The following is a 22,875-nucleotide window of genomic DNA, read 5'->3' as shown; positions in this document are numbered from 1 at the left end:
TAAAGATTTGATAACTTAAAAAAGACCTTTTTATAAGGTCTTTTTCTTTTGTTTGAACTTTTGGCGAAAGTTAATAGTCTTTAAATTATAAGAAGTCTTTAGAATATAATTTTAATTTTACATTTCAAAAATAATAATATGAGCGATAAAGCAGGAAAAGTTCAAGATCTTATAGATAAAAAGTTTTTAGAGCAAAGAAAAATTTTTCTAAATGGTCAGGTTGATGGTAAAAGTGCAAAACACATCATTGACAGACTGATGTATCTAGATATGGAAAGTGATGATGAAATTCAATTCTACATCAATAGTCCTGGAGGTTATGTAACCGATGGTTTTGCAATCTATGATACCATGAGATCCTTGAAAAGCCCAGTGTCAACAATATGTAGTGGTTTAGCAGCTTCAATGGGTTCCATATTGATGTCTGTAGGAGAAAAAGGAAAGCGATTTATCCAACCTCATGCTAAAATCATGATTCACCAACCAATGGGTGGTGCTCAAGGTCAGGCTTCTAATATAGAAATTCAGGCTCAGGAAATTTTAAAAATAAAGGAATTGAGTGCTCAAATCTTAGCCGACAATTGTGGACAAGATTTTGAAAAAGTCATGAAAGACTTTAAGCGTGATTACTGGATGAATGCGCAAGAATCTCTAGATTACGGTATAGTAGACGGTATTTTATCTTAAACGTGTCTATTGATTTTAAATATATTTCTTCCGCTGAAACCAAGGATTTAAGACATCTTGTTTTAAGACAAGGAAAACCAAGAAGTTCTTGCGAAATGCAGGGAGATGAACTAGAAAGCACCAAGCATATTGGTGCTTTCCTTGATTCTAGATGCATCGGTGTGCTTAGTTTATTCCTTGCAAAAACAGATAAGTTAGTAGATTCATTTCAGTATCAACTTAGAGGCATGGCTGTACATCCCGAGTACCAGAGACAAAATATTGGAAAAAAATTGGTTTTATATTCTGAAAAGGAATTAAAAAAAATGAATACAGAAATTATTTGGTGTAATGCTAGAGAAAATGCAGTAATATTTTACGAAAAACTTGATTTTAAGGTCATCTCAGACCAATTTGAAATTCCTGATATTGGTCCTCACTATGTTATGTTTAAGAAACTAATTTAAGATGAACCGAAAAAGATTTATCCAGACCTCCACTTTAGTTGCCATCGGAACACAATTTTCTATCAATTCAAAATTGTTAAGCTTATTTAGCTATGAAAATATCGAAATTGAAAATCTTTTAGGTTTAAGTCAATCACACTTAAAATCTGACACTATTTTATTAGAAAAAGATACTTATGAGGCTTTTCTTGAAATGAAGTCTAAAGCTTTAGAAGATAGAATAGATTTAAGAATAGCTTCTGGATACAGGAGTTTCAAGCATCAAAAAGCAATATGGGAGCGAAAATTCAACCAACTCATCAAAACTCATAATTCAACTAAGGCTATTTCAGAAATTATCACCTACTCCTCTATTCCAGGAACCTCCAGACACCACTGGGGAACAGAGGTGGATTTGATTGATGATTACGTAAATTTACCAGATGGAGATCTTCTAATGGAAGAAAACTACCATGGAAATGGACCATTTTCAAAAATGAGGTCCTGGATGGATGAAAATGCAGAAAATTTTGGATTTGAACTGGTCTATACTAAAAATAAAAATCGATCTGGGTTTAATTACGAACCCTGGCATTACTCGTTTGCCCCAAAGTCAAAATCTTTTCTGAAACTTCAACTTCAAGAAAATTATAAAAAAGCCTGGGGAAATTTAAAGTTTGATGGGAAGTCAAAACTAACAAAGAAATTCATGGACAGCTACTTTAATGATTATGGCACTGGAATCAATCCTAGTTTAATGCCTTCTTAAACACTCCATCGTATCTATCAATAATTCTTATTTTAGCGTAAAATTATTTCACATGAACAAGAAAGTCATATTAGCCATACTTGACGGCTGGGGAATATCTCCTAACAAGGAAATTTCCGCAGTAGATAAAGCAAAAACTCCTTTTGTAGATAGTTTATATAAAAAATATCCAAATGCAACTTTAAGAACTGATGGTCTTAATGTTGGTTTACCAGAAGGACAAATGGGCAATTCTGAAGTTGGTCACATGAATCTTGGAGCTGGAAGAATTGTATATCAAGACCTTGTAAAAATCAACATGGCTGTTGAGAAAAATACTCTTAAAGATGAGCCAGTTCTGGAACAAGCATTTGATTATGCCAAGAAAAATGACAAAGCAGTTCATTTCTTAGGTCTTCTGAGTGATGGAGGTGTCCATTCCCATATTAACCACCTGAAAGGTCTCGCTACTGCTGCACATGATTATGGCATCACAAAAAAATATGTTCATGCTTTTACAGATGGAAGAGATGTTGACCCACACTCAGGTAAAGGTTATATTGAAGAGTTAATGCCACATTTAGAAAAAACAAATACAAAATTGGCTAGTATTATTGGTAGATACTATGCAATGGATAGAGATAAACGTTGGGAGAGAATAGAGAAGGCTTACGACCTGCTTGTAAAAGGCGAAGCCGAAACTTACACTGAGAATCCGCTTGAAGTTCTACAAGAAAGCTATGATAATGGTGTTTCTGATGAATTTATAAATCCAATTGGAATTACATCTAAAGGTAAACCTGTTGCCAAGATAGCTGAAGGTGATGTTGTAATCTTCTTCAATTTTAGAACAGATCGAGGAAGACAATTGACGCAAGCACTGAGTCAAGAAGACTTTCCTGATTATGGAATGAAATCCATCCCATTATATTACGTCACTATGACCAAATATGATGATACTTTCAAGAACATCAATGTAGTTTATAAAAAAGACAATATCAAAGCAACTTTAGGTGAAGTACTTGAATTTACAGGTAAATCACAGATAAGAGCAGCTGAAACTGAAAAATATCCTCATGTCACTTTTTTCTTTTCGGGTGGCCGAGAAGAACCCTTTAGAGATGAAAAACGCATAATGGTAAATTCTCCAAAAGTGGCAACTTACGATTTACAACCAGAAATGAGTGCATACGAACTCAAAGACAAAATTGTAAAAGAAGTTGAAGAAAAATCAGGAGATTTTATTTGTTTAAATTTTGCTAACCCTGATATGGTAGGTCATACAGGAGATTTTGATGCTGCTGTAAAAGCATGTGAAACCGTGGATGAATGCCTTAAAGAAGTAGTGACTGCAGCTGAAAAGCAAGACTATTCAGTTATTGTAATCGCAGATCATGGAAACAGCGAAACAATGTTAAATGAGGATGGCTCTCCAAATACAGCTCATACAACCAATCCTGTACCATTTATTTTAGTAGATAAGGATATCAAATCTGTAAACGATGGGATATTGGGGGACATTGCTCCTACTATTTTAGAATTAATGGGAATAGCAAAACCAGATTTAATGACACAAAATTCATTACTAAAATGAGAAAAATATACGGATTAATTTTTGTTCTTGTCATCTCGACATTTTCTCCAAGTTGTACTTTGTCTAAAAAAAACACTGAAGACAAAGTAAAGCCTGAAGAAGATACCCAAAATAAAGTACTACCTGAAGAAAACGAGCTTATTCTAGGTGAGTTTAAACTTAAGGATCTGAAATCCTCAAATAATAGAATATGGTTTGAAAATAACTACGAGAGTTTCACACTAAAACCTGAAGTCGTCGATAGAATTGGCGATTTTGTAAAAAAAGAGAATTTTGAGATTGTTGTATACATGGGAACATGGTGTGAGGATAGCCAGAGAGAGTTTCCAGGGTTTATTAAAATACTAGATCAAGTTAATTTTGATTACAATGATCTTACTCTCATAGGAGTTGATGAAGATAAAGTTGTTCCCAACATTTCAAACGAAAAAAGAAACCAATTGAATGTTTTCAACGTGCCTACCATCATAGTTTATGATGAGCAGGGCGAAGAGGTTAATCGATTTGTTGAATTCCCACAAGAAACTTTAGAAGAAGACCTTCTCAAAATATTTTCTAGGCAGGATTATAAACATGTCTATGATTTTTAATTCTGACCTATGATCTCTTCTAAAAGACCTGTATTAGCGATAGATTTTGATGGTACTATCGTAGAGAATAAATATCCGTCTATCGGTAAACCAAAACTGTTTGCTATTGAAACTTTAAAAAAACTTCAAAAAAAAGGTTTTGTTCTTATTTTATGGACCTACAGAAGTGGTGAGAGTCTTGATGAAGCGGTTAAATTTTGCAAAAAACAAGGAATTGATTTTTACGCAGTAAACAAAAGCTACCCTGAAGAAAGTTATAGTGATGATATAAGCAGAAAAATAAATGCTGACATTTTTATAGATGATAGAAATATAGGTGGATTCATCGGTTGGGGAAATATTTACAGAGAATTGATTGGTGAAGATGAAGATTTAGTTAGACTAAAAAATAAAAAAGAAGGTTTTTTTAAATCCATTTTTAAAAAGAAATAAATGATAATTACAAAAACAAGGGAGGAATTAAAACTGATGTACGAAAGTGCTCAAATTGTTTCCAAGACTTTAGGGATGATTGCCAAAGAAATAAAACCAGGCATTACATCTTTACATCTTGATAAACTTGCAGAAGAATTCATTAGAGATCACGGAGCTATTCCAGGTTTTCTGGGGCTTTATGATTTCCCGAATACACTTTGCGTCAGCCCTAATGATCAAGTAGTTCATGGCATACCAAACAACAAACCTCTACAAGAAGGAGATGTTCTTTCTGTAGATTGTGGTGCAGTAAAAAATCAATATTACGGTGATCATGCTTACACCTTTGAAGTAGGTGAAGTCGATGAAGATGTAAAAAAGCTTATTCGTGTGACGAAAGAATCACTTTACAAGGGCATTAAACAGTTTGTAGAAGGGAATCGCGTTGGAGATATTGGTTATGCTATTCAAAAATACACGGAGCAACACGGTTACGGGGTTGTGAGAGAACTTGTTGGTCATGGACTTGGGAAAACAATGCATGAAGATCCTCAGATACCAAATTATGGTAAAAGAGGACGTGGGAAAAAATTTATTGAAGGAATGACCATAGCCATTGAACCGATGATTAATATGGGTACTAAGCGTATCAAGCAATTACCCGATGGTTGGACTATTTTAACTTCGGACGGAAAACCTAGTATCCACTTTGAACACGATGTAGCATTGGTTGATGGTAAGCCAAGACTTTTATCCACTTTTGATTATGTGCATGAGGCTTTGGGCATTTCTACAGAGGAGGAAAACCCTTACAGACTTGATATTTCCACCTTGTAATTCATCCTAGTTTTAAAAGCAAGTTTCCACGTTTCTTAATTATTTTAAGATATCAGGCTAAAAACTAAGATTCAAAATGAATTATTTGTTTAAGTTTTAACTTGAATTTTTAAACAAAGTATGATAATAATCTATATTTTTGACTATTGTTATATATAGTTATGGGAAACATTAAACAAAACTTCAGCATTAAAGATTTAGAATCGTTGAGCGGGATCAAAGCACATACTATTCGTATGTGGGAGAAACGCTACAATGTTTTAGAACCAGAACGCACGGAAACCAATATTAGAAATTATGGGGTTACTGGACTCCAGAAAATATTGAATATCGCGTTCTTAAATGAAAACGGTTACAAAATTTCACGGATTTCAAAAATGAATGATGGAGAAATTTCTGAGTTGGTTCAGAGTATCACAACTAGTAAAAGCAATTCCAACAGAGCATTAAAATCCATGAAGGTGGCTATGATGAATTTTGATCAGCCGTTATTTTTGAGAACTTATGAAAACCTGCTCATCAACAAGACTTTTTCAGACATTTATGAAGAAGTGTTTATGCCTTTAATGATTGAAATTGGTCTATTGTGGCAAGCCGGCACAATTACACCGGCCCACGAACAATTTATTTCAAATTTAATCAAGCAAAAATTGTTTATCAATATTGAAAGTCTTCAAAAAGAACAGGCTTCAAAAACTGATAAGGTTTTTGTTCTTTTCCTTCCCGATGAAGAAATTCATGATATAGGTCTTTATTATGCTAATTTTGAAATCTTGTCTCATGGCTACAAAGTTATTTTTCTAGGTCAAAGCCTTCCTATGGAAGATTTAACTTATCTTTCAACCTTATATGATAATACCGTCTTTGTTAGCTATCTCACTACAAAACCTGATAATATTGATCAGTATTTGGATGATTTTAAAAAACACATCTGTCCAGAAGGTCTTTGTGAATATTGGATATTGGGAAGAAAGGCGGTTGAATTAATTGAAAAAAACACTAAACTTCCTGAGGGAATCAGAGCCTTTAGGGATATTTCAGAATTGACATTAAATTTATAAAATGAGTAAATCGATTGCAGTAATTGGCTCCGGCTTTTCATCCTTGGCGGCGGCATGTTATCTTGCCCAAAGTGGAAATACAGTTGAAATTTTTGAAAAAAACGATAGCCTTGGAGGTAGAGCAAGACGCTTTAAAGAAAAAGGATTCACTTTTGATATGGGGCCATCCTGGTATTGGATGCCTGATGTTTTTGAAAGATTTTTTGCAGATTTTGGTAAAAAACCTTCAGACTTTTATGAACTCGATAAGCTGGATCCAGGTTACCAGGTCATTTTCGAGGGAGGCGAAACCATAGAGATTGGTGATAGCCTAGATAAGATCTATAAGATTTTTGATAAGGAAGAAGAAAATGGAGCCAAGAAACTTAAAAAATTTATTGACAATGCTCGTGACAATTACGACATAGCCATAAAAGATTTAGTCTATAAACCTGGTGTCTCCCCTTTAGAGTTGGTTACCCCAAAAACTATTACCAAATTAGGTGAGTTTTTTAGTACTGTCGATAAAGATGTTGAAAAAGAATTTAAAAGTGAAAAACTCAAGCAAATACTTAAGTTCCCTGTTTTATTTTTAGGGGCTAAGCCTAGCGAAACTCCATCTTTCTATAATTTTATGAATTATGCTGATTTCGGTCTCGGGACATGGCATCCTAAAGGTGGATTTCACGAAGTCATTGCTGCTATGGTTAAATTGGCTGAATCGCTTGGCGTTAAAATAAACACCAATGCAAACATTGATAAAATTGAAGTCGAAAACAATACTGCTGTTGCTTTAGAAGTGAATGGTGAAACTATAAATTATGACACTATTTTATCAGGAGCAGATTACCACCATACAGAAACTTTATTAGATCAAAAACATCGTCAATATTCCGAAGCTTACTGGAATAAGAAAGTTTTTGCCCCATCTTCACTTCTTTTTTATATCGGTTTTGATAAAAAACTTGAAAATATCAAACATCATAATTTGTTCTTTGATGTGGATTTTAATGAGCATGCTAAAGATATTTATACAACTCCAAAGTGGCCTGATGAACCTTTATTTTACGCAAACTTCACTTCCTTAACTGATCCTTCAACTGCCCCAGAAGGTCACGAAAACGGTTTTTTCCTTGTACCCATAGCTCCAGGAATAGAGGATACAGAAGAACTAAGGGAAGAATACTTTAACAAAATCATGACAAGGTTTGAATCTTTGACTGACCAAAACGTCCAGAAAAATATTATATTTAAAAGGTCTTTTTGTGTTAATGACTTTGTAGAAGATTACAACTCATACAAAGGGAATGCTTATGGTATGGCAAACACATTATTACAAACGGCTTTTTTAAGACCAAAATTGAAGAGTAAAAAGGTTAAGAACCTTTATTTTACAGGGCAATTGACAGTTCCTGGGCCTGGCGTTCCACCAGCATTAATATCAGGTAAATTGGTATCTGAGTTAATTGAAAAAAATTAAACTAATGAAGTCATTATTTGATACAGTTTCGAGAGATTGCAGTAAGTTAGTTACAAACTCTTACAGTACATCTTTTTCGATTGCAACAAAATTGCTTGCACCTTCAATAAGGCAAGACATTTATAATATCTACGGGTTTGTAAGATTTGCTGATGAGATTGTTGACACTTTCCACGATTATGACAAGTCCAAGCTTTTTAAAAATTTTAAAAATGATTTATACGAAGCTTTAAATCAAAAAATCAGCCTCAACCCAATTCTGAATAGCTTTCAGGAAACTGTTCATAAGTATGATATCGATGCTCATTTGTATGAGTCTTTCATGAATAGTATGGAAAAGGATTTGCACAAATCCAATTATTTAACTCAAGAAGAATATGAAGCTTACATCTACGGAAGTGCAGATGTGGTAGGTTTGATGTGTCTTAAAGTATTTGTCAAGGGAGATAAAGAAGCATACGAAAGTCTAAAGAACGATGCAATGCGTTTAGGATCCGCTTTTCAAAAAGTGAATTTTCTACGTGATTTGAAAGCAGACTGCGAAGAATTAGAAAGATCCTATTTTCCGAATGCAGATTTAAGCCGTTTGGATGAGGAAACGAAAAATGTAATTATAACGGAAATTGACGAAGACTTTAAAGCAGGTTTAAGAGGTATAGCAAAATTACCAGTTGAAGCTAAATTAGGAGTTTATACAGCTTACATTTACTACTCCAAACTGCTTCAAAAATTAAAAAACACACCTTCTTTAGAAATAAAGAATAAAAGAATACGAGTACCTAATTATCAAAAAGCAAGCCTGCTTGCAAAATCCTACATTTCTTGCAGGTTTAATTTAGTTTAACATTATGGATATATTGATTTGGATTGTTGTGTTTGTCGCAACATTTTTGGGGATGGAATTTATGGCGTGGTTTACGCACAAATATATTATGCATGGTTTTTTGTGGGTTCTTCATAAAGACCACCATTTAAAAGATCATAAAAGTTGGTGGGAACGCAACGATTTGTTTTTTGTTTTCTATGCCGTTGTAAGCATGTACTTTTTCATGGTTGCAGAATTTCAATTTGCAGTAGCTATTGGTGCTGGTATAGCGGGTTACGGTTTAGCATACTTTCTTGTTCATGATATATTTATCCACCAAAGATTTAAGTTATTCCGAAAAGCAAATCACTGGTATGCAAAAGGTATTCGAAGAGCTCACAAAATACATCATAAGCATTTAGGAAAAGAAGACAGTGAGTGTTTTGGTATGCTTATACCACCAAAACGTTTTCTGAAAAACAACAAATAGATGAATATGAAAATTGCAGTTGTTGGTTCTGGCATTGCTGGAATAGCATCAGCATTACGGTTAAAGGCTAAAGGCTATCACGTAGAAGTTTTTGAACAAAACAATTATACTGGAGGCAAGCTTCACAGCTTCCGAAGAGGTGATTACAGGTTTGATTATGGTCCTTCACTTTTTACCATGCCTCAACTTGTTGATGAGCTTTTTGGTCTATATAACATAGATCCTAAGTCCTATTTCGAATACAAAAGAAAAAATACCATCTGCAATTACTTCTGGGAAGATGGCCAGCGATTTCAAGTCAACGCAGATAAAAATACATTTATAAAAGAAGCTGCCAAAACCTTTAATGAGCCTGAAAATAATCTTAGTGATTATTTGAAAAGTACTCAAACTAAATACAATTTAACATCCAGGCTTTTTTTAGAAAAATCGCTTCATAAATTTAGCACTTACTTATCTAAAGACACTTTAAAGGCAGTTATTAATCTAGGAAAACTTCATCTAGACAATAGTCTTAATGAAGTCAATGAAAGGTATTTTGAACATCCAAAGCTCGTTCAACTCTTTAACAGATTTGCTACTTACAATGGTTCTTCTCCATACAAGACACCTGGAATTATGTCTATGATTCCTCATTTGGAAATGAATTACGGAGCATATATTCCAAAACATGGAATGCATGATATTTCACAAAGCCTGACCAAATTGGCTAAAGACGTCGGAATCATTTTTAAGCTCAACCAAAAAGTTGATGAAATTCTTTATGACGATAAAAAAATAAGAGGTATCAGAGTCAATCAAGAAGAGCAGATATTTGACATGGTCATCTGTAATATGGATGTCTATTCCGCTTATAAATCATTACTAAAAAAAGCAACACCACCAAAAAAAACATTGGAACAGGAACGCTCAAGTTCAGCATTAATTTTTTATTGGGGTGTGAATAAAAAGTTTAAAGAACTAGACTTACACAACATTCTATTTACGGAAGATTACAAAAAGGAATTCGATCACCTTTTTAATAAAAAATATTTTGCTGATGATCCTACAGTTTATATCAACATAACTTCAAAAGAAGTTAATGGTGATGCTCCAGAAGGTTGCGAAAATTGGTTCGTAATGTTGAACGCACCTACAAATTGTGGTCAGGACTGGTCAGCTCAAACTACTTATATTAGGGAAAAAGTAATTGCCAAAATAAATAAATGCCTTGACACCAAGATTGAAAACCATATCGAAATAGAACATGTAGAAACACCTGAAACTATTGAAACGGCAACTGCTTCTTTTCAGGGTTCCTTATACGGTACTTCTAGCAATGATAAATTTGCTGCGTTTTTAAGACATCCTAACTTTAGTTCTAAAATAAAAAACCTCTATTTTTGTGGTGGTAGTGTTCACCCAGGTGGTGGTATTCCATTATGCTTACTATCTGCAAAAATCGTTTCAGATTTAGTTCCACAAGCCTAATTTATGTGAATGAAAAGCCTTTATAAAGAAAAAAAATACGTTCTTATAGCTATTGGAATTCTCTGGCTTTTTCATATTTCTGGAATAATAGGGATTAGCCTGGGTTATCAAGATTGGTTTGCAAGCAGAACAGCTCTCAATCTTTTCATCATGTTTCTGGCCCTCATATTTTTCTTTCCGCTGGATACTATTAAAAAGTGGATTTTATTTATTCTATTTGGAGTTTTAGGTATCTACGCAGAATATCTAGGAGTGACCTTCGGTTTATTTTTTGGAGAATATGCCTACGGAGATAATTTTGGTCCGAAGATTTTTGAAGTGCCCATTCTCATAGGAATTAATTGGGCAATGTTGACATTTATATGTGGTGCAGTCGCCAATCACTTATCCGACAATATTTTTTTAAAATCGTTATTAGGGACCTTCATGATGCTATTTTTAGATTTATTCATGGAAAAAGTAGCTCCAATATTTGATTTCTGGGAATTCTCTGGAGGCTATGCCCCCATAGATAATTATATTGCCTGGGGTATTATTTCGTTCATATTTCATCTGGTATTTCACCTAGCCAAAATAAAAGGGCAATTTCTTATTTCCCTCAATTTATACTTAGTTCAACTCGCATTCTTTATCTACTTCTATGTCTATTTCTAAATATGATTACATAATCGTTGGTGCTGGTGCAGCTGGATTAAATCTTGCTCTTGCAATGAACGATGATGCTTTTTTTGAAAATAAATCTATTTTGATTTTAGATAAAGATCAAAAAAATAAAAACGATAGAACGTGGAGTTTCTGGGAAAAAGGCGAAGGAAAATGGGACCACTTAGTGTCTAAAACCTGGGATAAAGGCATAGTAAAAGCGAATGGAGAGAACATTATTCTGGACCTAAAAAAGTATAGCTATAAGATGCTAAGGTCAGCTCAGTTTTATGCTGACGCAAAAATAAAGCTTCAGAAACCAAACATCGACTGGAAGACTGAGGAAGTTCAAAAAATTGTTCAGTCGCAAGAAAGCGCAATCATCACAACCACTGGAGGAAATTATGAAGCTAAATATGTGTTTGATAGTAGAATTCCGTCAAGCTATTCTTTAGACGATACCGACTATTTAAACGTAGCTCAACATTTTAAAGGCTGGATCATTGAAACAAAAACACCGGTTTTTGATGAGTCAAAATTCACGATGATGGATTATGACCTAAAGGATGGACAGACGACAAGTTTTACCTACATTTTACCTTTTTCATCAACAAAAGCTTTAGTAGAGTTTACCTATTTTAGTCCAGACCTTGTAAGTGAATCCACTTATGATGATTATTTACAAAAATATATTGCAGAGAATTTAAAAGTTGAAGATTATACTATTCTTGAAACTGAAAATGGTATTATACCAATGACCAATTTCCCTTTTGAAGACTTCAATCAAAAACATATCATCAAAATAGGAACAGCCGGAGGCTGGGTGAAAGCCTCATCTGGTTATTCTTTTAAAAATTGCGAAAGGAAAAGTCAGAATATTATCAAGTTTCTGAAATCAAAACAAGATTTTTATAAAGACTCTTCACCAAAAAAATATAAGCATTACGATAAAATTTTTCTTGAAGTGCTCACTAAGGAAAATTCCTTCGGGGAAGAATTATTTTACAGAATGTATAAAAACAATTCAATTCAAACGATTTTTAGATTTCTTGACGAAAAATCTTCATTTCAGGAGGATCTAAAAATCATAATGAATTTAAGCTCATCCCCATTCATCAAAGGATTTTTTAGACATGCAAAAGACGGCTTTAATACCTAACTAGCATCCTTTATAACAATTTTTTCTTGAAGCCTGAATCTTGAAAAAAGTTCTTCGCTGTACCAGTCCAGCTTTCTCGTTTTTTGGATGGCTTTGATATGTTCATGACTTTGATAAGCATAAGCTTGAAGGCTATCCATAGTTTCCCAAATACTAAAGGTCGCCATTTCTACAAACGGTAATTCTCCAAAGCCTTTTGTATAGATTAGTCCCTCTGCATTTTCAAGTGGTTTTTGAGATTCTGGAACAAACTTCCAGAATTTCAGAAGCATATTGGTTTTAATGCTAGCTCGAGTAATCACAGCAATCTTATCATCTTTAGCTATATCTTTAGCTTGAACCGAAGACTGAAATGGATTCTTACCGTTCCACAAACCTCTAGCCTGAATACTTTGAAGATAAAGCACTTCCATTTTTGTCGCATGCTTTTTATAAAGCTGACTTAAAGTATGCGTATCAAAAAAGTCCTGAGCATAAGACTCATCATCCCAAACTTGTAATACCGCGTACACATTCCAGTCCGGTAAAGGATTGAAATTATCCTTGCCACTTCCCATTAGTTTATAAAAGCTTTGTCCTTCAACTGTTTTCATATACCGATGACCAAATTGCATCATCGATAATGCCCAGAATTTATCAGCAAAGCCATTATAAGTTAAAACGGTAAGTGTAGTAATTTGTGACATAATGTATAAAAAGACAAAGGTGAAAACTAATGTCGTTTCGAATTAGTTTTTACCTTAATTTTATTAATATTTAAACAATGAATGATTCAATGATGGAAACCTTCAATTAAGTTCGTTTCAAATTCAGGATAAAGTTCAATGAATTTCGGAAAAAATTAGTCCTTATACTTATTAAACCAATTTGTGATGTATCCTACTTTTCTAAACAAATTACTAGGTTTTCCCGCAATACCATGGCCAGAACCCGCGATTCTTACCATCACTGCATCAATTCCCTGTAGCTTTAATGCTGAATAATACTGTTCGGTTTCACTCATAGGTGTTCTGTAATCTTCCTGACCGGTCAAAAGCATCGTTGGTGTTTTTACATTTCCTACCAGTGAGATTGGAGAATACTTTAAATAATCTTCCGGAGATTCCCAAGGCTTGTCTTTGAACCAGTATTTTGAAAAGAATGGAGAACCATCTGCAGTTAAAACAAAACTATACCAATTGATTACTGGTTTTGCCACTACAGCAGCCTTAAATCTATCTGTCTTACCAATTGACCAGGCGGTAAGCACTCCTCCTCCACTGCCTCCAGTAATAAACAGATTGTTTTCATCAACATAGCCTTGATCTACTACATACTCTGTAGCATCCATTAAGTCGTTATAATCTTCGCTTGGATAATTATGATTGATGTAAGCCGCAAAGTCTTCGCCGTAACTGGTGCTTCCTCGTGGATTGGTATAAACCACCACATAACCCCGGCTTGCAATGAATTGCAATTCTGGAGAAAATCGAGATCCATAATTAGTATAAGGACCACCATGAATTTCTAAAATCATTGGATATTTTTTGGAAGGATCAAAGTTTGGTGGTGTGATGATCCAACCCTGAACCTTAAACCCGTCTACTGATGAATCCACCCAGAATTCCTCTACGTTTCCTGTCTTTTTAGACTTCAATAGATTTTCATTTAGACTCGTAAGAAGTTTTGGTTGTGAATTCGACTTTCTGCCTAAAACTGCCAATTCTGAGGGCGTTGAAGTTGTAACATGAGAAAATGCTAAGTTACCCTTATCTGAAACAGAATAACTTCCACCACCATAAGGTCTTCCAATACTTGCAGAACCAAGGTTTTCAGCTACTGTAGTTGAATTTCCTTTAAGATCTATATTACCAACTTTACTATTCCCCTCTTCATCAAATCTGAAATAAATAGACTTGCTATCTTTAGACCAGGTTATGGATGAAATGTCTTGAGTGAAATTGTTTGATAAAACTTCAACTTGTTTATTGTCTCTGTCCATCAAATAAAGTTGAGTCAATTGATATCCTACAAATCTATCTTTGAAACCTGTATAAGCGATATATTTTCCATCTGGAGAAATTTTTGGAGAGTTGAAAGGTCCACGCTCTTTGGAGAGTTGTTCTACCTCTCCTGTTATAATGTTTTGCTGAAAGATTTGCTCATTGTTAGGATCAAGTTCAGCATTTTTAGATTTGTTGACGGTGTACAAAATATGCTTCCCATCTGGAGCCCAGGAAGGAGATCCATATTGATGTGAACCCGACGTGAGTTGACGTGCCGTCCCGCCTTCAGCTGAAATTATAAATAAATGGCTGTACCCATCTTGGACATAACCCCCGCCATCTCTTCGGTATACAGCTTTATCTATGACATCTGCTTCTTTTTCCCACTGGGCTCCGGTTGGAGGTGCTGGTATGCCAGGTTTCACAGCTTTAGATAATTCTGATACAAACTTGCTAAAAAGGAGTTGAGACCCATCTGGAGACCAGCTTATGTTTCCAGGGCTTTCTGTAAAATTCGTAAGAGCAGCTGTTGTTTTTGATTTTACCCAATACACATAGAGTTGATTTGAACCATCTTGATTGGAAGTAAACGCAAATTTATCACCTTGTGGAGACCAGGAGACATTTCCGTAATTCTTAGTTCCGGACGTGATTGGATAATGGTCTTTGCCATCAAAGGAGATTTGCCATAGATTTACTAATCTACGGTCTGTCATGACATCAAACTGATGTCTTTCATAAATTATGGTGTTCCCATCTGGAGAAATTTCAGGATTTGAAACCATCTGTAAATCAAAAAGATCCATGTAATCAAAATGGTTTTCATCTACTTGGGCGTTAAGTTGAATATTTAAGAACGAAATAAAACCAAATAAAAATAAGCTAAGACGTGTAAAATTCATGATGTAATAATTTATTTAAGATATTTTTCTGGTGATTTTCTTTGGTTTGAGACCTTTTCATACAGCTTTGCAAAGCTATAAATATCAGATTCCAGATAAGGTTTCGTAATAAACGTAAGTCCTTCAGGCTCACCATCTTCATTGTATCCCATAGGAACTGTTAGCGCTGGATACTTTGCAGCTGCAGCTTGACCAGCATTATAATTATTGATGGATAGAATAGCATTAAGATTATTTTTCTGCATAGGCTTTTCAAAATAATCTATGCCTGCAAGTAATAGTTTTTGTCTGATTTCAATAAGTTCTGTTTCTGATAAATCAAGCTCTTCAATACCTTCAAACCTAGCTTGACCATATGGAATTCTTAAGGTTGAATCTTCAAGATTAAATTTCATAACATCACTAGTAGTTTTTATTTTAATATTATCAGAAGAATATATAGATAAATAATTTTCAAGGTCAATCTTCATATCACCGCTCAATAATTCAAGAAAACCTTCAAAACTCATAGCTTCAGGATCAATTTCAATCACCTCGGCCCCAAGACTTCTCAATTCTTCTAATGCTTTTTTATACAAAGGATTTTCCGAGTAGGATTCATAAGCTCCAAATCGAACTCCCTTCAAATCTTTTCTAGATTGAATTTCCCAAGGCACTTTCGAGCCAAAGTCTTCATCAGATGCCGATGCCATTGCTGAAAATAAAATTGAGTTGTCTTTTAAATTTCTGGTGATAGGGCCTGGTGTATCCAGAGTGCTCGATATAGGAACTATTCCATCTTGGCTTAGAATTCCTACAGTTGGTTTTAAGCCAACTGCAGATTGCTGGCTGGAAGGAGAAAGAATAGACCCCGAGGTTTCTGAACCTACGGCTGCGGCTGCATAATTTGCAGCAATAGCAACAGCACTTCCTGAACTGGAACCACCGGTATCAAATTCCCTTATTCCGTAAGGATTTAAAGTTTGACCACCAATAGCACTGTAACCATTAGGACAACCATCACAAAGAAAATTTGCCCATTCACTAAGGTTAGCTTTACCTAAGATCAAACCTCCATAGGATTTTATGTTTGCTACGATTTCAGCATCATTTTCAGGCTGGTTATTCTTCAAAGCAACTGCACCTGCAGTAGTAGGCATGTTTTTGGTGTTGATATTGTCTTTTAAAATTATAGGCATTCCATAGATGGGATGTTTTATGGAAGACTTACTATTGTCAAGTTTTTCAGCCTGCATAACCACTTCAGGATTTATGGAAATCATCGCATTCAGAGAAAGAGCTTTATCACTTTCAAATTTTGCTATTCTGTATAAATACCATTGTGTTAATTCTTTGTAAGAAATTTTTCCATCTGAAATATGATCCTGAAGCGTCTGAATGCCCTGGTCCAAAATCAAAGGAGATAATTCCATGTATTTTTCTTCTGAAAAACCACTCAATTGTGATGTAATGTTTGTGATAAGCTCATTTCGGTCTGAAACCTTAGATTGAATGAGTTTATACCTTAATCGTTCTGACTCGTTATTTTCATTGGATTTTATCAATCCAGTTTCATCATAAGGAACCCAGGTTTGAAATTCTGGGAAATCTTCTTTTTTACAGGAAATCAAAGAGAAAAAAGATAAAAGAATAAGTAATATTGAGCTGTTTTTAAGCATAAGTAGGAATATTAGAAAATTTTGAAAGATCTGCTGAATTTACAAATTATTGGTATAATTACTAATTAAGAGCTCATTTAATGAAGAAATTAAATCGAGAATTTTGCGCAATGAGAAAAATATCGCTAGTTTTGATTCATGACAAAAAGCTTTCATCCTGAATTTAATGCTTTTACAATTTATTAAACCACTATTATGAAACGTATTAACCTGATTGAAAATTTTAGATTTAAGTACAAAGACCAAATCCATCCAGATCTTATTTATCTGGGTCTATTACAAACCTCAACTGAAGTTTATCTAGAAAAGATTTTGGACTCCGATCCGGAAGTTATTATTCAGCATAATTTAGAAACTGTTTTTGATTCAGATTTGGAGCCTCTGCGCCCTCATATAAGTGCTGCACTTTTTAACCCACTCATCGATATAAATGATAACGCAAGTAAGTTCTTACTGCATATGGATCCATTGAGTATTGTCATGAATTACACAGGAATTTTTTCTGAAGATGCCACAGAACGTTTTCTAAACTTAATCTAACGATTGCAGACTTAAGAAAAAACTGGCTTTCTTGTTTTCAAATTAAATCAAACTTGATTTTAGATTGTAACAATGAATATCAAGTAATCAGAAATTCTAAATCATTTCTAGGTGTACAAATTTTGAGCTATAATTAATAAAATTACACTCAAATTGATGTTGCCATTCTAAACTTGATGTTCTTTAAAATATTTAGCTGTTAAATTTTATAGTTAAAAAATCGAAAAGGATTTTTATTTACCAGGTCTGGCTTTTTTTTAGATTTGAAAAATCGGGAAGTAGTTTTATTTGCTAATCAACTGAATCAAAATAGAAATGTAGACCTGATTTAAAAGAAAATTAATTTGCACGTTCCCGCAAATACTTCAGTGCTTTTGACATTTGGTTTTCTACTGTTTTTACAGATATATCCATATCCTCAGCAATGTCTTTGTACTTAATTTTATCTAGTTTGCTTTTGATGAATACTTTTCTGCACCGGGGGGGGAGTTCATCGATAAGTTTATGTAATTTCTTCAATTTACTTTCTCGATGATTTTCCTGAGTGTTCATGGAATTTGCGATCGCCTCCCATTTTACTTCATCTAAATGATCAAACTTGATTTTCTTTTTTCGTAAATGTTGCAGAAACTGATTGTGGCTAGAAGTGAAAAGGTAATTTTTTAAGGACGTTTGAATTTCTATTTTTTGACGTTTGACGTAAAAATTCATTAACATGTCTTGAACAATATCTTCTGAAATTTTTTTGTTTTCACATAACTTAAAGATGTAATTACAAAGCCATTGGTAGTATTTAGTGTAAAGTATTTTGTAGGCTATTTCATCACCTTGCTTAAGTTTTTTAATAAAAATTGATTCTTCCATTATTAGCAATTTAGCTATAATATCGATATAATATTCAATTTTTCAGAGATTGAATAGGGGTTTTTAACAAAAGTTGCATCTTATAAGTAAGAAGTTTGATCTATTTGTAAATGAATCCTGAAAAACTTATTGATAAATATTTAGAAGGAAGTCTTTCAATAAGAGAGAGATTTCAACTCAATGATTGGGTTAAAAAAGACTTAAAAAACCTTAATATTTTTAAGGACAAAATCAAGTCTTACTCATATGTCATTCCACTTCATTTTGACACTGATAAAGCCTTTGAAAAATTCTATAATCAGATTCAGTTGAAAAAACAGAAACGTCTACAAAGATTGAAAGTGATCTCAATCGCGGCGAGCTTCATGGTTTTAATTGCATTGGGTTTTCTTTATAACCACTTCGAAGTAAATAAAACTTCAAAACATACTTTAAGTTCTAAAGAAACTAATGAAAGCCTCAAACATATTCAGATTATCTTGCCAGATGGGAGCCAACAGATTATTGACAAAAAATCAACAGAGTATGTCAAAACCAGCAATGGAAAATTAGTAGCAAGTAAATCTGATGATATCATAGTTTTTGGAAATGAAAATAAAGTTGAAATTGACACTTCCATTACCCAGATTGATATTCCTTACGGAGAAAAAATTCGTTTAAAATTGTCCGATGGGACTTTAGTATGGCTAAACTCTGGAACCAGTTTTAGATTCCCACAGAATTTTGACCCAAACTCCAATACCAGACAAGTAGAAGTCAAAGGAGAAGCATACTTTGAGGTTTTAAGTGATCAGCACAAACCATTTATAGTTAATACGCCTAGCGTTAACATCAAGGTTTTGGGAACTCATTTTAACGTAGCATCCTACGCTAACGATCACAGCACCAAAACTACTTTAATGGAAGGCAAAGTTCATGTCTATAAAAGTTTTCAAAATGAAAATGCTTTAGAGTTGAATCCTAATCAACAAGCTGTTTTCAAAAAAACAGACCTAAGCCTAAGTATAAATAATGTAGAGGCCAAAAACTTCAATTCATGGATTGATAATGTTCTTGTTGTTGATGGACTGTCTTTCCTAGAACTAAAGGAAAAACTTGAACGCCGATACAATGTTATTATTACCAGTGAAATTGATGGATTATGGAACACTGTTTATAGAGGAGAGTTTCATGATGAATCACTTAAAGAAACATTACAAACTATCGCTTTGAGTTCACATTTCGAATTTGAAATCGATGGTAAACACGTAAGAATATTCAATAAGAAACCAACAATCAATAGCTAAAAATAAGTATTAACAAAAACAAATTATGATGAAGAATTACACAAAAAAAGTGAAAGGGAGCAGAAACTTTGTTTCCCTCCACTGGACAGGAAAAGCGATGCTTTCTCTAGTCCTAATGATTTTGGTGACAGTGCAAGGATTTGCTAATCCAAAGCTATTTCAGAGTTTATCATTAAACTATGAAAATGCGGCGCTCATTGATGTTTTGGACAAAATGAAGTCTGAGTCAAACTTTAATTTTTTCTATAATATTGACGACATTGAAGAAAATAAACCGGTGAGTATTACTGCAGAAAATTCTGCATTTGAAGATATTTTAAAAGAAATAAGCAAGAAAGCAAATTTTGATTATGCTTTCAATGGAAATCAAATCGTACTCACATCGTCATCCACGTCAACTTTAACAAAATTAACTGAGGGGATAATTCAGGATCGCGAAATCACGGGTCTGGTTGTCGATCAAAATGGCAATCCACTTCCTGGAGCCAATGTCGTAGTGAAAGGAACAAGTACTGGTGCCCAAACCGACTTTGATGGAAACTTCACTTTAGAAGTTCCTGAGGGAAAGAACATACTTGTCGTGTCTTACGTTGGTTTTAAAAATGTGGAAGTAAATGTGCAAGGTAAATCAAAAATCGAAGTACAGTTAAAACCAGATGCAGGACAACTAGACGCTGTAGTGGTTGTAGGTACAAGAGGTAAGCCTAGAACGTCTTTTGATTCTCCTGTAGCTGTAGATAATTTTAAAACCAAAGATTTAGAAAAAACAGGAAAGACTACTGTAGATCAACAATTGATGTTACGTGTACCCTCTTATAATGCAACTGAGCAACCCGTCTCTGATGCCGCGGCTCACTTTAGCCCTGCAGATTTGAGAGGTTTATTTCCAAGTAGAACTTTAGTTTTGGTCAATGGAAAACGTAAAAATGCAAGTGCGCTTGTTTACAGTTATGTAACTCCTGGACGAGGTGAAGTTGGTGTGGATATGAAAGCTATTCCTTCTGCTGCTTTAGAAAATGTAGAAGTTTTAAGAGATGGTGCCGCTGCGCAATATGGTTCTGATGCGATAGCTGGTGTTATAAACTTAGTGATGAAGGAAAAAGTAGATCCGTTTATCAATAACAGTTTCAGCACAACCACGCGTGGTGACGGTGAACAATATCAATTAGAGTCAGGTTTTGGAGCGGATTTAGGTGAAAACGGTTACGTAAACTTTACACTAAGTCATATGGATTCCGAAACAACCCAACGAGCGGGAGAAATCACCAGCGTTCAAGATGAAGCTGACTACTGGGGAATCCCCGGAGCAGTACCGGATTTTACATTAAATGATTTGAGTAATTTCTTGGATAGAAATCCAAGTGCCGGGTTTAAAGTCGGTTTGCCAGAAATGACAATTACCAATTTTGCCTACAATTTAGGTTACACCCTAGACGAGGAAACCGAAACTGAAATATACTCTTTTGGTACTTTAACCGATCGAGAAGGTTCTGCGCCTCAGTTTGCAAGAGTTCCTTACTGGGTCCCTGGGTTTGAAGCCATTTATCCAAATCAGGATTTCTTTTTAGCCAAAATGGCACCACAGATTCGAGATCATACATTTTCATTAGGTCTGAGAACAACTCGTAATGAATGGAATTTTGATCTTAGTTCAACTTTAGGTAAAAATAGAATAGATTATTATATAGAAGATTCTTTTAACCAATCCTTTGCTGGAGCAAGTCCTTCCAATTTTTACAATGGTGCGCATGAGTTTAGTCATGTGGTCAACAATCTGGATGTAAACAGAACATTTTATGACACCGGACTTGAAGCTTTATCTGTCGCCTTTGGTGTAGAGCATAGAACTGAAAACTTTGTTACCGAAGAAGGGGAGTTTGCTTCCTATGGTGATGGTGAGTCTCCAGACGCACAAGGCGGAAGAACAGGGTCAGAATCATTTGGTGGCTTCAGTCCAGAAAATGCATCTGACGATTACAGATCCAACATTGGTTTTTATACGGATATCACCGCGGATATCACAGAAGATTTCCTTTTGAGCGGTGCTTTGAGGTATGAAAATTATAGTGATTTTGGTTCTAATGTGAGTTGGAAAATGAGTTCTCGTTACAAAACCCTCGATGATAAGCTTGTATTAAGAGGATCTGTCAGTAGTGGATTTAGAGCTCCCTCTTTACATCAGGTATACTATACGGCAACGACAACTACTCTAACAGAAAATGGTGTTCAACAAAACGGTATCCTGGACAACGGAAATCCTGCTTTGAGGGCTTTGGGTATTCCCGAGCTAGATGCAGAGACTTCTTTCAATTTAAGTGCTGGTTTGACATACAGAATCAGTCAAAACTCAGGAATTACGATAGATGCTTACCAAATAGACGTTGACGATAGAATTGTATTATCTGGACAAGTTACTGCAACTGGAGATCCTACAAGTCCAATTGATCAAACTCTGGATAATGTTGGTGTAGGTGCTGCTGGTTTCTTTTTGAATGCAATTGACACAAGAACTCAGGGTATTGATATTGTGTATACACTAAGTAATCTTGAATTTGGTAGAGGTTTCCTAAGCGGTAGCTTAGCGGCAAACTTTAATAGAACTGAAGTTCAAGGAACTAATTTCCCAAGTTTTATAGAAAACAATAATCTTGGAGATGCTTTATTTTCAAGAGAAGATATTTCAAGAGTAGAAACCTGGAGACCAAGAGAGAAAATTATCGGTACACTTAGTTATGAGATTGATAAGTTCACCACTAATTTATCCTTGATGTATTATGGTTCTGTAACTTACAGACACCCAAGTAATCCTTTAGATGACGCAACTTATGGTGGTAAAACCTTAACCGATTTGAGTGTTAACTATGCGTTTACAGATAAAATTAATTTCACCATTGGTGTAAATAATTTATTTGACGTATTCCCAGATACTTTTGCAGAAGCCTATGCAGGAAGAGGCGGCGCACCACAAGATAGAAATTTAGATTTTGTTGGTAGATTTAAGTATCCATGGCAGACTACTCAGTTTGGAATTGATGGTACACGAGTCTTCTCTCAATTGAATATTAGTTTCTAATTAATAATAAGATCTCAAAAAAAAGGCCATTTTAATTTAAATGGCCTTTTTTAATGCTCTAAATGTCCCGTCCTAATATAGCGATACACTAAAATCAAGTGTATATGGAATCACCAACAAATAAAGGGTATGTAAAGCGAACCCAAAAAGATTATTCGCTTTCTTTTAAGCTTCAGGTAGTCGAAG

General features: G+C 34.4%; 21 protein-coding genes. 17 read left to right on the top strand and 4 right to left on the bottom strand.

The window, feature by feature from the left end; all coding sequences use genetic code 11:
• Positions 1-138: 138 nt before the first annotated feature.
• The 14 genes from LB452_RS03955 (at position 139) to LB452_RS03890 (ending at position 12,381) form a co-directional block, all read left to right on the top strand.
• The gene (locus LB452_RS03955) at positions 139-687 is read left to right on the top strand and encodes a ClpP family protease (protein WP_224460428.1); all 549 of its coding nucleotides are present in this window, start codon (positions 139-141) and stop codon (positions 685-687) included.
• A 2-nt stretch (positions 688-689) separates the two neighbouring features.
• A complete protein-coding gene (locus LB452_RS03950) occupies positions 690-1,133 on the top strand; it encodes a GNAT family N-acetyltransferase (protein ID WP_224460427.1) in 444 nt (147 codons plus the stop codon).
• A gap of 1 nt (position 1,134) precedes the next feature.
• Entirely contained in the window at positions 1,135-1,881 is a 747-nt protein-coding gene (locus LB452_RS03945) for a M15 family metallopeptidase (protein ID WP_224460426.1), read from the top strand.
• A 52-nt stretch (positions 1,882-1,933) separates the two neighbouring features.
• Complete coding sequence (gene gpmI, locus LB452_RS03940; RefSeq protein ID WP_224460425.1) at positions 1,934-3,454, top strand: 2,3-bisphosphoglycerate-independent phosphoglycerate mutase; 1,521 nt, start codon at positions 1,934-1,936, stop codon at positions 3,452-3,454.
• Positions 3,451-4,044, top strand: a complete 594-nt coding sequence (locus LB452_RS03935; protein ID WP_224460424.1) for a TlpA family protein disulfide reductase — start codon at positions 3,451-3,453, stop codon at positions 4,042-4,044. The genes gpmI and LB452_RS03935 overlap by 4 nt, the downstream gene beginning before the upstream one ends.
• A gap of 9 nt (positions 4,045-4,053) precedes the next feature.
• Entirely contained in the window at positions 4,054-4,476 is a 423-nt protein-coding gene (locus tag LB452_RS03930; RefSeq protein ID WP_224460423.1) for a BT0820 family HAD-type phosphatase, read from the top strand.
• Complete coding sequence (gene map, locus LB452_RS03925) at positions 4,477-5,295, top strand: type I methionyl aminopeptidase (protein ID WP_224460422.1); 819 nt, start codon at positions 4,477-4,479, stop codon at positions 5,293-5,295.
• Between the two features lie 161 nt (positions 5,296-5,456).
• Entirely contained in the window at positions 5,457-6,356 is a 900-nt protein-coding gene (locus LB452_RS03920) for a MerR family transcriptional regulator (RefSeq protein ID WP_224460421.1), read from the top strand.
• 1 nt (position 6,357) lies between these two features.
• On the top strand, positions 6,358-7,815 hold the full coding sequence (locus tag LB452_RS03915; protein WP_224460420.1) for a phytoene desaturase family protein: 1,458 nt from the start codon (positions 6,358-6,360) through the stop codon (positions 7,813-7,815).
• A 4-nt stretch (positions 7,816-7,819) separates the two neighbouring features.
• Positions 7,820-8,659, top strand: coding sequence for a phytoene/squalene synthase family protein (locus LB452_RS03910; protein ID WP_224460419.1), 840 nt, complete (start codon positions 7,820-7,822; stop codon positions 8,657-8,659).
• 4 nt (positions 8,660-8,663) lie between these two features.
• Positions 8,664-9,110, top strand: coding sequence for a sterol desaturase family protein (locus tag LB452_RS03905; RefSeq protein ID WP_224460418.1), 447 nt, complete (start codon positions 8,664-8,666; stop codon positions 9,108-9,110).
• Positions 9,111-10,580: a 1-hydroxycarotenoid 3,4-desaturase CrtD gene (gene crtD / locus LB452_RS03900; RefSeq protein WP_224460417.1), complete on the top strand. Its 1,470-nt coding sequence runs from the start codon at positions 9,111-9,113 to the stop codon at positions 10,578-10,580.
• A 9-nt stretch (positions 10,581-10,589) separates the two neighbouring features.
• Positions 10,590-11,234 (top strand): carotenoid biosynthesis protein, encoded by a 645-nt coding sequence (locus LB452_RS03895; RefSeq protein ID WP_224460416.1) that lies wholly within the window; start codon positions 10,590-10,592, stop codon positions 11,232-11,234.
• Positions 11,221-12,381, top strand: a complete 1,161-nt coding sequence (locus LB452_RS03890) for a lycopene cyclase family protein (RefSeq protein WP_224460415.1) — start codon at positions 11,221-11,223, stop codon at positions 12,379-12,381. Before LB452_RS03895 ends, LB452_RS03890 begins: the two co-directional genes overlap by 14 nt.
• Here LB452_RS03890 and LB452_RS03885 read toward each other — a convergent pair.
• From LB452_RS03885 to LB452_RS03875, 3 genes are all read right to left on the bottom strand, one after another.
• Positions 12,378-13,067: a DUF3291 domain-containing protein gene (locus LB452_RS03885; protein WP_224460414.1), complete on the bottom strand. Its 690-nt coding sequence runs from the start codon at positions 13,065-13,067 to the stop codon at positions 12,378-12,380. The genes LB452_RS03890 and LB452_RS03885 overlap by 4 nt on opposite strands.
• Before the next feature lie 155 nt (positions 13,068-13,222).
• Positions 13,223-15,268 (bottom strand): S9 family peptidase, encoded by a 2,046-nt coding sequence (locus tag LB452_RS03880; protein ID WP_224460413.1) that lies wholly within the window; start codon positions 15,266-15,268, stop codon positions 13,223-13,225.
• An 11-nt stretch (positions 15,269-15,279) separates the two neighbouring features.
• Complete coding sequence (locus LB452_RS03875; RefSeq protein WP_224460412.1) at positions 15,280-16,926, bottom strand: amidase family protein; 1,647 nt, start codon at positions 16,924-16,926, stop codon at positions 15,280-15,282.
• A 195-nt stretch (positions 16,927-17,121) separates the two neighbouring features.
• On the opposite strand from LB452_RS03875, the gene LB452_RS03870 reads away from it, so the two are divergent.
• Complete coding sequence (locus tag LB452_RS03870) at positions 17,122-17,466, top strand: hypothetical protein (RefSeq protein WP_224460411.1); 345 nt, start codon at positions 17,122-17,124, stop codon at positions 17,464-17,466.
• Between the two features lie 339 nt (positions 17,467-17,805).
• Here LB452_RS03870 and LB452_RS03865 read toward each other — a convergent pair whose 3' ends face one another.
• Positions 17,806-18,330 (bottom strand): RNA polymerase sigma factor, encoded by a 525-nt coding sequence (locus LB452_RS03865; RefSeq protein ID WP_224460410.1) that lies wholly within the window; start codon positions 18,328-18,330, stop codon positions 17,806-17,808.
• A 110-nt stretch (positions 18,331-18,440) separates the two neighbouring features.
• On the opposite strand from LB452_RS03865, the gene LB452_RS03860 reads away from it, so the two are divergent.
• Both LB452_RS03860 and LB452_RS03855 read left to right on the top strand, forming a co-directional pair.
• Entirely contained in the window at positions 18,441-19,616 is a 1,176-nt protein-coding gene (locus LB452_RS03860; protein WP_224460409.1) for a FecR family protein, read from the top strand.
• Between the two features lie 28 nt (positions 19,617-19,644).
• A complete protein-coding gene (locus LB452_RS03855) occupies positions 19,645-22,689 on the top strand; it encodes a TonB-dependent receptor (RefSeq protein ID WP_224460408.1) in 3,045 nt (1,014 codons plus the stop codon).
• Positions 22,690-22,875 lie beyond the last annotated feature (186 nt).

The sequence above is a fragment of the Psychroflexus longus genome (assembly GCF_020164595.1).
Taxonomy (GTDB): Bacteria; Bacteroidota; Bacteroidia; order Flavobacteriales; family Flavobacteriaceae; genus Psychroflexus; species Psychroflexus longus.
The sequence above is the reverse complement of the archived record's forward strand: the minus strand, read 5'-3'. Positions and strand labels throughout refer to the sequence as shown.

Excerpts from the sequence above, each read along its gene's own strand:
- LB452_RS03955 (WP_224460428.1), top strand. The coding sequence starts at position 139 with ATGAGCGATAAAGCAGGAAAAGTTCAAGATCTTATAGATAAAAAGTTT.
- LB452_RS03945 (WP_224460426.1), top strand. The coding sequence starts at position 1,135 with ATGAACCGAAAAAGATTTATCCAGACCTCCACTTTAGTTGCCATCGGA.
- gpmI (WP_224460425.1), top strand. The coding sequence starts at position 1,934 with ATGAACAAGAAAGTCATATTAGCCATACTTGACGGCTGGGGAATATCT.
- LB452_RS03935 (WP_224460424.1), top strand. The coding sequence starts at position 3,451 with ATGAGAAAAATATACGGATTAATTTTTGTTCTTGTCATCTCGACATTT.
- LB452_RS03930 (WP_224460423.1), top strand. The coding sequence starts at position 4,054 with ATGATCTCTTCTAAAAGACCTGTATTAGCGATAGATTTTGATGGTACT.
- map (WP_224460422.1), top strand. The coding sequence starts at position 4,477 with ATGATAATTACAAAAACAAGGGAGGAATTAAAACTGATGTACGAAAGT.
- LB452_RS03920 (WP_224460421.1), top strand. The coding sequence starts at position 5,457 with ATGGGAAACATTAAACAAAACTTCAGCATTAAAGATTTAGAATCGTTG.
- LB452_RS03915 (WP_224460420.1), top strand. The coding sequence starts at position 6,358 with ATGAGTAAATCGATTGCAGTAATTGGCTCCGGCTTTTCATCCTTGGCG.
- LB452_RS03910 (WP_224460419.1), top strand. The coding sequence starts at position 7,820 with ATGAAGTCATTATTTGATACAGTTTCGAGAGATTGCAGTAAGTTAGTT.
- LB452_RS03905 (WP_224460418.1), top strand. The coding sequence starts at position 8,664 with ATGGATATATTGATTTGGATTGTTGTGTTTGTCGCAACATTTTTGGGG.
- crtD (WP_224460417.1), top strand. The coding sequence starts at position 9,111 with ATGAATATGAAAATTGCAGTTGTTGGTTCTGGCATTGCTGGAATAGCA.
- LB452_RS03895 (WP_224460416.1), top strand. The coding sequence starts at position 10,590 with ATGAAAAGCCTTTATAAAGAAAAAAAATACGTTCTTATAGCTATTGGA.
- LB452_RS03890 (WP_224460415.1), top strand. The coding sequence starts at position 11,221 with ATGTCTATTTCTAAATATGATTACATAATCGTTGGTGCTGGTGCAGCT.
- LB452_RS03885 (WP_224460414.1), bottom strand. The coding sequence starts at position 13,067 with ATGTCACAAATTACTACACTTACCGTTTTAACTTATAATGGCTTTGCT.
- LB452_RS03880 (WP_224460413.1), bottom strand. The coding sequence starts at position 15,268 with ATGAATTTTACACGTCTTAGCTTATTTTTATTTGGTTTTATTTCGTTC.
- LB452_RS03875 (WP_224460412.1), bottom strand. The coding sequence starts at position 16,926 with ATGCTTAAAAACAGCTCAATATTACTTATTCTTTTATCTTTTTTCTCT.
- LB452_RS03870 (WP_224460411.1), top strand. The coding sequence starts at position 17,122 with ATGAAACGTATTAACCTGATTGAAAATTTTAGATTTAAGTACAAAGAC.
- LB452_RS03865 (WP_224460410.1), bottom strand. The coding sequence starts at position 18,330 with ATGGAAGAATCAATTTTTATTAAAAAACTTAAGCAAGGTGATGAAATA.
- LB452_RS03860 (WP_224460409.1), top strand. The coding sequence starts at position 18,441 with ATGAATCCTGAAAAACTTATTGATAAATATTTAGAAGGAAGTCTTTCA.
- LB452_RS03855 (WP_224460408.1), top strand. The coding sequence starts at position 19,645 with ATGAAGAATTACACAAAAAAAGTGAAAGGGAGCAGAAACTTTGTTTCC.